At 69.5% G+C, this 12122-nt stretch carries 5 protein-coding genes; all 5 read left to right on the forward strand.

Annotated features, from left to right (window positions below; all coding sequences use genetic code 11):
- Positions 1-486: 486 nt before the first annotated feature.
- The gene (locus OG884_RS30680; RefSeq protein WP_326638642.1) at positions 487-3252 is read left to right on the forward strand and encodes a BREX system ATP-binding domain-containing protein; all 2766 of its coding nucleotides are present in this window, start codon (positions 487-489) and stop codon (positions 3250-3252) included.
- A 304-nt stretch (positions 3253-3556) separates the two neighbouring features.
- On the forward strand, positions 3557-4270 hold the full coding sequence (locus tag OG884_RS30685; RefSeq protein WP_326638644.1) for a DUF742 domain-containing protein: 714 nt from the start codon (positions 3557-3559) through the stop codon (positions 4268-4270).
- Between the two features lie 246 nt (positions 4271-4516).
- Positions 4517-5869 (forward strand): acyl-CoA carboxylase subunit beta, encoded by a 1353-nt coding sequence (locus OG884_RS30690; protein ID WP_442811563.1) that lies wholly within the window; start codon positions 4517-4519, stop codon positions 5867-5869.
- 531 nt (positions 5870-6400) lie between these two features.
- Positions 6401-9211, forward strand: coding sequence for an AAA family ATPase (locus OG884_RS30695; protein ID WP_326638647.1), 2811 nt, complete (start codon positions 6401-6403; stop codon positions 9209-9211).
- Between the two features lie 3 nt (positions 9212-9214).
- A complete protein-coding gene (locus OG884_RS30700; protein ID WP_326638649.1) occupies positions 9215-12025 on the forward strand; it encodes an ATP-binding protein in 2811 nt (936 codons plus the stop codon).
- Positions 12026-12122: the final 97 nt, after the last annotated feature.

The raw sequence follows: 12122 nt of genomic DNA on the forward strand, positions 1-12122 counted from the left end.
TCAGGGCACCGCCTACCTGAGCGGGGGAGAAAGCCGCGCCTGATGGGGCAGACGGTGCCGCCGTGTTCCGGTCAGCGGTGCCGCTGCCGGTTGTCCTGGCGATCACGGCGGTGCCGCCGCCGACCGTGGCCCTCGTCGGCTCCGGCCTCCAGGGCCGGAGCCGGCGGTCGTCTCCCGGGTGGGCCACGTCGGCGGAATCCGGATGAACTCCCAGCAAATAGGGCTTTACCGAACAAGATTCGGGAAGGTAACGTCGGAGGCGTGGCTGTGCCGGGTCGGCGGGTGGCCGGGCATCCATCCGGAGGTGGCATGTCGATGCCCGAATGGGAGAACTTCTGGTTCAAAGACTACTCGCCCGTCCATTAAATCTCGGATGCGAGCTGATGGGAGCCAGGCTCGGGTTTCGGGCCGGCCGACCCCCGAAGCACGTTCCCCGCGCCTGACCCATATGCCACGCGGTGACTTGATGGAGCGGGATGGTGACCCATGGCGGGACGGATCTTCTACGGCGAGGTCACGCCGGTGGGCCGGGAGGTGGAGTTCCGCACGCTGGTGTCCGGGCTGGACAAGGCCGCGGAGGGCGGGGCACGTCTGATGCTGGTGCGGGGGCCCGCCGGCTCGGGCAAGACCGCCTTGCTGAACGCCCTTGAGCGGTATGCCCGGCGTGTCGGAGTGATGACCATGCGCGGCTCCTGCTCACCCGCCGGGGCCCGCCTGCCCTGGCGCGCCGCGGAAAGCCTGTTCGGTGGAGCGCTGTTCCACCTGGAAGGCAGCACCGTGCCGCTGTCACACCGGTTGTTCCGGCGTGTCAGCGAGGCGACCATGTCGGGGCCGGTGGCCGTCATGTTCGACGACGCGCAGTGGTGCGACGAAGAGTCGTTGACCTGGCTGGACTTCCTGATGAACCGCGGGCACCATCTGCCATTGTTCGTCCTGCTCGCCCAGCATCGCTCCGGCCTGTCGAACGGGCGGCGGGCGGTTCCCGGTGTCGCCGCGCGTGGGCACCGCATCGTCGACCTTTGGCCGCTGTCCGAGGAGGACGCGGGAAGGATGGCCCGGCGGTACTGGGACGCCGTACCGAAAGAGCCGTTCGTCCGCGTGTGCAGCAGTGCTTGCCGGGGCAATCCGGCACTGCTCGCGCGGCTGTTCAAGCGCCTGAGCAAGGAGGGCGTGCCACCTGACGCCCGGGGCGAGTTCAGGGCCGCCGAATTCGGAGCCGAGCTCTACGTCGGACATCTGCTGGCGACGCTCGACCGGCAGCCCGAGTACGTGCGCGGCGTCGTGGAGGCCTTCGCGGTGCTGGGGAACCCCGACGCGGAACTGGTGGGCATGCTGTCCGGGGTCTCCGAGCCGCTGGTAGCCGCCGCGGTCGACATCCTGCGCGATGAGAGGATCATCGACGTCGGCCTGGCCGAGCTGAACGAGGATCATGTTCGCGCCGCGGTGTTGAGCGGCAGGCCGGCCGCCACGCTCGACCGGCGGCGGGAGCTGGCCGCCAGGCTGCTCAACGACGGAGGCCGGCCGGCCGAGGAGATCAGTGCGCAACTGGCGCTGCTGCCCGGGCTTCCCGAAACCTGGATGCGGGATGTGCTCCGGGAGGGGGCACGCCGTGCCGAGCTGAACGGGGCACCGGAGGTGGCGGCGCGCTACCTGGGCCGGATGGTCGTGGCCGATCCCGCCGACATCGACGCGCAGGCCGACCTCACGCGACTGATCGGACATGACGATCCGGCGAGAGCGTACGCGATGCTCTGTGATGGCCTGCGGGAGACCGGCGACGTACGGGGGAGAGCGCGCCTGGCGATCCAGCTGGCCAGGGTCGCACCGCCCTTGGGAAGGGAACCGGAGGCGGTCTCGATATTGAACGGCATCCTGGCGGAACTCGACGGCGTGGACACCGAGGACCACGAACTGCGGGTGCCGGTCGAGTCGGCGCTGCTGCTGATCGGATGGAACCACAGGTCCACCGCCAAGATGATCTTCGAATGGGCGATGACGATGCGGACACCGGAGGTGCCCGTCGAGGGCGAACGCGAACTGCTTGCCGGGCGATCCATGATCTCCGCTATGTCCGGTTCCTCGTCCCGGACCTGCCTGGCGCTGGCCCGCCAGGCGCTCAGCGGTCCAGATGAAACCTCCTGGGACCGGGCATTCGGTGCCGCCGCGTACGTACTCTCGCTCGCTGACGAGGTTGAGGAAGCGGTGCAGGTCGTGGACCGGATGATCTCGCGTGGCGCGGAGCACGGGGACACCTGGGGCCAGGTGATGGCCCTGTCCAGGCGGTCGTGGATCCTGGGCGAGGCGGGTAACCTCGACGGGGCGCTGGTGGACGCGATCAGGGCCATGAAACTGGCGGATGGGCAGCCGTGGTCGAGAAGCGCCACGGCGCCGCGGACGGCTCTGTCGGCGGTGCTCGCCTGGCGGGGCGACCTCGGCCAAGCCGCTTCCGTGCTCGGCCAGATGACCTCGTCGGCGGTGGAGGATTCTCTCCCCGACTATCCACGGGTGCTGATGACGAGGTCGTACCTGGCGGCGTCGCGAGGTGACCACGGAGGAGCGCTGTCGTCCCTGACCGACTGTGGCGCGCTGCTCGCCGAGGTCGGCATCAGGAATCCGATGTTCGTGCCGTGGTGGCTGGAGGCGGCCTGTCTCCTTGCCGACCTGGGCCGCGGGAACGAGGCGGGGGAGTTCGCCGAGCACGGTGAGGAACTCGCCGAGGCCTGGGGGAACGCGTCCGCCCGAGGGCTCGCCCTGCTGGCGAGGGGGGCGGCCGCCGAGGGGAGCGATGGGGTGGAGACGCTCACCGAGGCGGTGGAGACACTGACGGGGACCCAGGCGCGCTGGTATCTGGTCCGGGCCGAAAGCATGCTCGGCGAGGCGCTGCTGCGGATGGACGATCGCGAGGGTGCCCGCGGGCATTTTCGCCGCGCCGTGCATTTGTCGGTGCGGTGCGGATTTCGCGGGCTGGCCGAGAAGGCCCGCGGCCGGCTCGTCGCCGCGGGCGGCCGGATGTACCGGGGGACCGGTGGAGTCAAGAACGTACTGACCACGGGAGAGAGGCGCGTCGCGGAACTCGCGGCGACCGGCGCGACCAACCAGGAGATCGCCCAGACCCTGCGCATCACGCTGCGCACTGTCGAGACCCATCTCACCAGCGTCTTTCGCAAGCTGGATGTGAGTGGCCGAGCGGATCTGGGGTGGGCACTGGAAACGCTGGGCAGAGCGGGCCGGATCACGCCGACGGTCAGATGACGCGCGGGCCGGGCCGGCTTGACCGATGTGTGATCAGAAGTTGACTCGCCGTGTCATCTACCGGGGCCGCCGGTGCGACGACAGTCGTTATACAAGGCACTTCCCCCTGCTGGGGAATTCGCAGAATACTAAGCAAACACCTAGGAATTCGGTGAGGACAATCAGCAGACCCCGCAGGGGCGACGGCCGCGCGACGAAATCGCGGGGGGTGACGGATGGCGATGATCTCAGGGGGGTGCTCATCTTCAATCATCGCACGATCTCGATGCCAGATGATCTTTCGAGAGTAGGTGAGATCCCCGCGATGTCCATCAGCAGGAGGCGACGACGGCGAGACGCCGACAAACCGAAGTACCATTCTTCCGCCTTCGGCGGCTGGGGTGACTACAGGCTCTGGGCCGAGAACCAGTTTCTGCCCAAGCCCGTGGAAGAAGTGGAAGAGGAGGACGACGACACTCAGGATGTCGAGGCGGACGACGACACACGGGATGTCGAGGCGGCCGTCGTCGACGTCGGCCGGGAAGAAGCGCACGACGACCCGGAGGAGTTCTGGGCCGATGTCGACGATCACCACGTCGGGATCTCCCCGGATACGGTGCCTCGTGTCAGCCCCGCACCGATACCGGCCCCGGACTGGCCGCCACCGTACCCCGCGCCGTACCAGCAGGACTCGCGGCCGGTCGGACCACGGCCGTACGTGCTCACCGGGGGGCGTACGAGCGGTGATGGTCTGCTGCGCATGGACTCGCTGATCTCGGTGACGCCGACGGGCATGCTGAGCGTCGACAATCCCGCGCTGTCTCCGGAGTATCGCTGGATCTGCGACATGTGCCAGGAGCCCATGGCCGTGATCGAGATCGCGGGGCGCATCAGGGCGCCGCTCGGGGTGGCCATCGTCCTGATCAGTGACGCGATCGGCTGGAACCTGCTCAGGGTGCATTCCCCCGCCGAGGTCGACGGTCAGCCGTCCATCGAGGTGATCGCGCGCGTGCACGAAGGGCTGCGCCGGCTGCGCTGACGCGAGGCGTTCGCAGGCCGATCGGGGGGGCCGCGGCGCATGCGAGGAGGGGACGTGCGGGCACCGGCCGTTCCGGGATCGGGCGGCCAAGACTAGGGGTTTTCCCGGCGCCGCCGCTGTTCACTTACGGTTCGGACAACGGGCGATTCGCAGAGGTGAGCGATGACATTTCCCTCAGTGGCTGTGGCGGACCGAGATGAGTCGTCCCTTGACCATCGCGACCCGACGGTTCGGATGTCTCGGCTGTTGGATCCAGACTCGCTTGAGATCATCCACCGGCGCGAAGGCGTGGGGGTGGTGGTCGCCTATGGACGGGTCAACGGTGTGAGAGTGGTGGTCTACTGCACCGACGCCACGCTGAAGGGCGGCGCGATCGGGGTCGACGAGTGCCCGCTGATCGCCGACGCCATTGATCTCGCGGTGCGCGAACGTTGCCCGGTGATCGGTGTGTGGCACTCCGGCGGCGCGAAGCTCCACGAAGGCGTGTCGGCGATGCACGAGATCGGGGAGATGTTCGCCGCGATGGTCCGTGCCTCGGGCGAGATCCCGCAACTGTCCGTCGTGCTCGGTCCCGCGGCGGGCGGCGCGGCCTATGGTCCGGCGCTGACCGACATCGTGATCATGTCTGATGCCGCCCGCGTCTTCATCACCGGTCCGGACATCGTCCGATCGGTCACCGGCGAGCAGATCGACATGGAGAGCCTCGGCGGGCCGGACGCGCACAGCCGGAAGTCCGGGGTGGCTCACATCGGCACGGACTCCGAGGAGGCGGCCTTCGCCCGCGCCCGTCAGCTCGTCACGCTGCTGGCGAAGCCGGGATTCGTCGACCTGGATTCGGTGCGCGAGGAAATGCCGCTGCGCCACCTGCTCCCCGACTCACCCCGGCGCGCGTACGATGTGCGCCCGCTGGTCAAGGCGATCCTGGACGAGGAGAACGGAGAGTCGGGATTCGTCGAGTTGCAGCCCAGGTGGGCGCCGAACATGGTGATCGGGTTCGGCCGGCTCGCCGGGCGGACGGTAGGGGTGATCGCGAACAATCCGCTGCGCAAAGGCGGTTGCCTCGACTCGCTGTCTTCGGATAAGACCTCCAGGTTCGTCCGGATGTGCGACTCGTTCGGCGTGCCCCTGCTCGTGCTGGTCGACGTCCCCGGCTACCTGCCCGGCGTCGGGCAGGAGTGGGAGGGCGTGGTCCGCCGAGGAGCGAAGCTGCTGCACGCGTTCGCCGAGGCCAGCGTTCCACGGTTCACGCTGGTCACGCGCAAGTCCTACGGTGGCGCCTACATCGCGATGAACTCCCGGTCTCTCGGTGCCACCACCGTATTCGCGTGGCCGGAGGCCGAGGTGGCGATCATGGGTGCGAAGGCGGCGGTGGAGATCCTGCACCGCAAGAAGCTCGCCGCTGCGGCACCGGACGAGCGCGAGGAACTGCTGTCCAGCCTGGCCGCGGAGCACGAGAAGATCGCGGGGGGTGTGGCCAGGGCGGTGAGCATCGGCGTCGTCGACGAGGTGATCGACCCGGCGCACACCCGGCTGCGGCTCGGCGAGGCGCTGGCCGCCGCTCCGGCACGCCGAGGCCGCCACACCAACATCCCCCTGTAAGCCAGGTCGTCGGCACCCTGCCGTGCCGACCCGGCGTGGGGTCGCCCGGGGTGCCCCTGCCTCCCCCTGCGCCCCCTCTGTCCCTCCTGCTCGTCCTCCGGGAGGCGTCCGCTTCCCGGAGACGCCGTCCCCGTGTTCCCGGTCGCCGCTAGGAGAAGCGGACAGACCATCGAACACAGGTAAATAAAGACAATCACAGGCAAATCCAAGGTAAACGCTTGTAAACCAACATGGTGGTGATTAAGGTCTCCTCAGTGGGCGATCGGAGTGCTTGAGATCAGGCACGTGCGTCGTCGATTCGAGGTGCGAAATGTTCAGCGATACCGGACACAGGGTCGAAGCCAAGGTCACGGTCGGATCGGTTGGGCTGAACGGCGGAGTTCTTGTGCCCCTCCATGGCGCTGATGCGCCCGTGGTCGAGGCTCCGAACCTTCGCCGGAGGGCTTCGGTCTGTTCTCGTGCCATGGCAGGCTCCGGCAGGGGTTCCGAAACGGTCTCGTCGACCGTGGGCGAACCGGTGTCGAGCACACGGTGTTAGCGGAGGGGCCGCACGGGCCGACACGCACGTGGTCGGCGGGTGTCACCGAGCGAGGCGCTCGCTGGAGGGACGACGCACCGGAGTTCCTGGCCGACCGGGAGAGGCAGATAAGCCTGCTGGGCAAGCAGGTGACCGTGCTCCGGCGCGGCCGGCCGGGTGTGGTGACCGTGCTCGGAGAGCCGGGTATGGGAAGGAGCGCCCTGCTCAGGGTGGTCGTCGCCCGCGCCAGGGAGGCCGGCTTGCTGGCCGTCCTCGCCCGCTGCTCGCCCGCCGAGGCCGATCTCCGCTACAGTGTGCTCTCGCAGATCACCGCCGGATTGGCCGGCGCCGGATATCCGGCCTTCGCGCGGCGGTTGTGGGCGGAGGAGCAGCCGGCCGCGACCTTGATTCCGGCGCTGTGCGGGGAGTTCGTGGCGCTCGCCAGAAACCGCCCGTTGCTGATCGCCCTGGACGATGCCCGGTGGGCGGACGAGGGATCGAAGGCATGGCTGGCGGCCATGACGCACCGGCTGCGATACGCCCCGATACTCCTGGTTCAGGCCGGTGCTCCCGGCGAAGGCTGTGCGGTCGGACCGGTCACCGAGCCCGGATCGGTGCCCCGCAGCGTGATCCATGTGCCGCCGCTGCGCGAGCACGGAGTCTGGCAGGTGATCGTCTCCCGGTACGCCGGGCACGTCGACGGAGCATTCGTGGCCGCGGCCACCGAGGCCACGGGGGGCAGCCCGGCGGCCCTGCTCGCCGTACTGGATCATTTCGTGGGCGCCTCCCTGCCGCCTGTCGCGCGGTACGTCCCGGTCCTGCTGGAGCGGGCCGCAGAGGTGAGCGGCGACCGGGTGGCGACGGTCATCTCCCGTCTGCCCGCGGACGCGCTCGCGCTACTTCTCGTGATGGCGGTCTGCGGGGACGGCCTCGATTTCGACCTGCTCACATCCCTGGCGCCGCTGAGGACGATGTCCTCCGAACAGGCACTGTCCGTCCTCGTACGACTGGGTCTGGTGACCGACGGGAAAGAGCCGCGGCCGGCCGGCCCTCTCGTCGCCGACAAGGCGCTGGCCGGGATGGAGGTCGGGGAGCGGCAGGCACTGGCGATGCGCGCCGTCCAGCTCGGCTACCGGGCGGCGATTCCAGAGGAACGGCTGGCCCGGTTGCTGCTCAACACCCGGCCGGTCGGTGCCGAGTGGGTGGTGAGCCTCCTGAGCCGGGTGGCCACGCAGCGCCGTCTCGACGGGGATCACGAGGGCGCCGCGGCCCTGCTCGGCCGAGCGCTCCGGGAACCGGTGAGGGACGAGCAGCGGCAACGGCTGCTCATCGAGCTCGCGATGATGGAGGTGGACCGCAGCTCGGAGACGAGCGACCGGCGACTGCAGCAGGTGCTGCTGAACAGCGGAACCGAGGTGCCGGTTGTGGAACTCGTCCGGGCGGCCGATCTGCTCGCCTCAAGAGGCGACGCGTCCGCCACGTACCGCGCGGTCGCGACGGCCTACGCGCGGCGAGAGGCGGGTGGAGCGGACCTCGGGTCGCTGGCGGCCATCGGCTGGCTCGCGGAGAACGACTGCACGATCGACGACTCGGCACTGCCCGTGCACTCGTTCCCGGACCCGTCCGACCAGCCGGGAGATCCTGTGCGGGCGGGCATCGCGGCCTGGATGCTGGCCATCCGGGGTAAGCGCCTGCCCCGGGTGCGGGAACTGGCCAGGACGGCCTTCCAGGTCAGGGGCGAGGACCAGCCGTTCGGCCCGAGGATCCACGCGGCCAAGGCGCTACTCCTGGCCGACGAGGTCGCCGAGGCGGTGATCGGGCTGGACGAGGTCCTGGCCGACGCCCGACGCTGCGGCGCACGGGCACCGGCCGCGCTGGCGCTGATCCATCGCGGCCGATGCGAGATACGGCGGGGCAACCTCGGGCAGGCGGCGTGTGACTTCGAGGCGGCACGGGCGGAGTTGCCGCTCACCTCGTGGCATCCACGACTGGTTCCCTTCCTCGTCGCGATGGAGGCGTACCTGCATCTCGCCGGCGGGTCCGTGGAAAAAGCCGAGCAGTCGCTGGCTTTTGAGTTTCCCTCGGGAGCGGACCAGGGCGCGGCCTGGGCGGTGCTGCTGTACATGCGTGCCAGAGTGCGCATGGAACTGGCCGACCCAAAGACCGCGCTGCGCGACATCAACGAGTCCGGGCGTGTACTGCTGGCCAGGGGCTGGACGAATCCCGCGGTGCTGCCGTGGCGATCGGTGGGCGCCGCGGCGCACAGCGCGTGCGGGAATGCCGAGGCCGCCAGGCGGCTGGCGATGGAGGCGGTGGAGCGGGCCCGGGAGTGGGGCGCCCCCAGCGCACTGGGGATGGCGCATCTGTGCGCGTCACGCGTGCTGAACGGTGCCGAGGCGATGAGTGAACTCGAACACGCCGTGCGGGTTCTGCGAGACTCGGTGTCGCGCGACTGCTACGCGATGGCGTCGGCCGAGCTGGTCGCGGCGTCGGCGGTGGCGAGGAAACACGCCGGGACACCGAGTCTGACGGAGGCAGCAATGAAGAAGATCGACATGCCTCCCGGTGGGCTCACCGAGCGGTCCCGGCGCCCTGCCACGAAGGCTGTCGAAACGAGGTACCTGCTGACCAGCCAGGAGGAACGGGTCGCGGGGCTGATCGCCGCAGGCCACTCGAACACCTACATCGCAAGCATCCTGTCGGTGAGCGTCCGAACCGTGGAGCTGCGGCTGACCGCGATCTATCGCAAGCTCGCCGTCACCAACCGTAACGAGCTCGCCTCGCTCCTGGCCTCGATCCCGGCACCCCGAAACATGGGGGACTGAGCCATGCTGCTGGAACGAGAAAAGGAACTGGCCCGGGCGGAGCAGGCGGTCCGCGCGGCCGTGGCCGGCAACGGATCCATGATGGCGATCATCGGCCCGCCCGGCGTCGGCAAGTCGGCACTGCTGCGTACCCTGGTCGACGCGGCCGCCCCGCACGTGCGGGTCCTGCGCGCCAGCGGCACGCTCCTCGAACAGGACTTCACGTTCGGCATCGCCCAGCAGTTGTTCGAGCCGCTCCTGGCCGGAGTGGAGAAGGCTCACTGGGCGACCTGGTTCCAGGGCGCGGCGAGCCTGGTGCGGGGGATGCTCTTCGGCGACTCGTGTTCCATCGGGCTGAATCGGTCGCTCAGACAAGAGACGATTCTGCAGGGGCTGAACTCGCTGATCACCAACCTCAGCGAGGACAAGGCCCTGCTGATCGCGGTCGACGACCTCCAGTGGGCGGACGCGGCGTCCCTGCGCTGGCTGGCGTACCTCGCCAGGCGGCTGGACGGCGCGCGGGTTCTGGTCGCCGGGGCTTTCTCCGAGGAATGCGAGGCCTCCGACCATACGCTGCTCAGGGAGATCGCCACCTCGGGGGCTCGCACGCTGCACCCGATGCCGCTGTCCGTCGGGGGAGTACGCCAGTTGATCGGCGCGGAGTTCAGGGAGTCCTGCGACCCCGAATTCGCCCGGGCCTGTCATGAGGTGTCCGGTGGGAACCCCGCTTCACTGGCCGAGATGCTGCACAGGTTACGCACGGCCGGCTTCCAGCCGGTCGCGGCACAGGCCGGTGAGATTCACGCCGCGAGCCAGCCGTTCCTGCGCGACCGGCGGATGTTCTGCCTCGGCATCCAGCCCGTGGTCGTCCGGGATCTCGCGCAGGCGATGGTCGTGCTCGGAGACCTGGCGGAGCCAGAGCTGATCAGCGAGCTCGCCGGCCTGGACAGCATCGACTACAAGTCCGCGATGCAGACCCTGGACCATCTCGGCCTGCTCGCCGACGGCGAGTCTCCGCGATTCGTCCACCAGAGCGTACGGTACGCCATCGAATCGGAGATGAGCACCGACACGCGAGCTTTGATGCACCGCCGGGCGGCGTCACTGCTGCACACCGTCGGGCACCCGGCCGAGCACGTCGCCGACCAGCTCCTGCAGGTCACCTCCGGGTACGATGCCTGGGAGATCGGCGTCCTGCGTGCGGCCGCCGGCGCCGCGCTCGAACGCGGTGCCGTGAGGGAGGCGGCCCGTTATATCCGGCACGCGCTGCTGCACAGGCCGCCTGACAGTGAGGCTCGGGGCCGGCTCCTGGTCGACCTGGCCGCCGCCGAGCGGGGATTCGACCTCGCGTTCTCGGTCACTCACATCGCGCAGGCCGTGCCGATGCTCACCTCGGTAACGGAGCGCGCGGAGGCGGTGCTGTGGATCCCGCCCGCGCTTGGCGTGGTCAACCAGTCGTTGAGCGCGCTCGTCCAGGACGTGGCGGGGCAGTTCCACGGCCGGGGATCGGCGCACGCGCAGGGAGACCTCGGCCTGCGGCTGGAAGCCCGTACCCGCTGTCTCCGGATCCAGGACGCCGCGCATCTCGGCGCGGCGGCCGACCGGTTGCGGGGGTTCGGCGCGGCGGTGCCGGTCTCCACCGGCTCCGGACGGGAGCTGCTGGCCGTGCTCACGTACGCGGCGACCATGACCGGCGGCGTCACGGCCGGTGAGATCTCCGCCCTGGTCACCCGGATCCTGGAGCGAGAGCCGCCGCGCGCCGGGCACGCCTACACCACTCTCCCGCTGCTGGTCCAGGCCCTGGTCCTCGCCGATACGGCGGCCTCGGTGACCCCGTGGCTGGAGGCGATGCGAGAACAGGCTCAGCGCCAGGCCCTCGACGGGGTCACCGCACTGGTCAACGCGGAGCGGAGCATGATCCTTCGCGCGTCCGGGCATATGGCCCAGGCGAAGAGCATCGCGCTGAGCGTGGTCGACAATGCCGACTCGGCCTGGCCGGAGGCCAGGACACTGTCCGTCTGGACGCTCGCCATGATCGCGCTCGAGACACGGGACGTCGAGCTGGGCGAGCGGGTGATCCGTATCAGCCCGGAGAGCGGTGACCTCCGGGTGGTCGTCGCGCATCGCATGGTGCGGGGGATGCTGGACGTGGTGCGCGGCGATCTGCCTGCCGCACTGGACAGGTTCCTCGATAGTGGCAGGCAGCTGTCGCGCTGCGGATGGACGAATGCGGCGTTGTACCCCTGGCGTGTGTGGGCCGCGGCGGTGAACCACCGGCTCGGGAGGGTGCAGGCGGCGGCCGAGCTGGCCGACGAGGAACATGCCTTCGCACGGGCATGGGGCGCACCCTCGGCGTACGGCCGCGCGCTGCGGCTGCGTGGCATGATCGCCCCGGGTGAGGAGGGCATCGATCTCCTCCGGCAGGCCGTCGACGTGCTTCGCCGTTCTGAGGATCGGATCGAGCTGTCCCGGACGCTCACGCTTCTCGGCAGAAGGCTCGCCGAAACAGGTTCCGACGATGCGGAGGAGTTCATCTCCGAGGGCATGCGGGTCGCCCGGGAATGTGGCGTGTCCTGGGCCGAGGGCGACAGGGACTCGGAACTGAACGGCCCGGCGCTGCGGCTGTTCGCGCCGGAACGCGGTGAGCTGACCAAGGCTGAGGAGACGGTTGTCGCCTTCGTGCTGCGGGGCTGGACGAACCAGCGGATCGCCGACTCTCTCGGGGTGACCCGGCGCGCCATAGAAAAGAGCCTGACGAGCACCTATCGCAAGCTCGGGGTGAGCGGCCGGGCGGCGCTCGTCGAAGAACTGGGCGCGCGGAACGCGGACGAATAGGTCGTACGACGGCCACGCCGCCGGATCCTGCTCGGCGGATCGGCACAGCCGGGCGTCCGGTGAATCGCCGTCGACCACCCCCGATGACGGTCTCCCG

Source organism: Streptosporangium sp. NBC_01755 (assembly GCF_035917995.1).
GTDB lineage: Bacteria > Actinomycetota > Actinomycetes > Streptosporangiales > Streptosporangiaceae > Streptosporangium.

Coding starts and splice junctions, on each gene's coding strand:
- OG884_RS30680 (WP_326638642.1), top strand. CDS start 487: ATGGCGGGACGGATCTTCTACGGCGAGGTCACGCCGGTGGGCCGGGAG.
- OG884_RS30700 (WP_326638649.1), top strand. CDS start 9,215: ATGCTGCTGGAACGAGAAAAGGAACTGGCCCGGGCGGAGCAGGCGGTC.
- OG884_RS30685 (WP_326638644.1), top strand. CDS start 3,557: ATGTCCATCAGCAGGAGGCGACGACGGCGAGACGCCGACAAACCGAAG.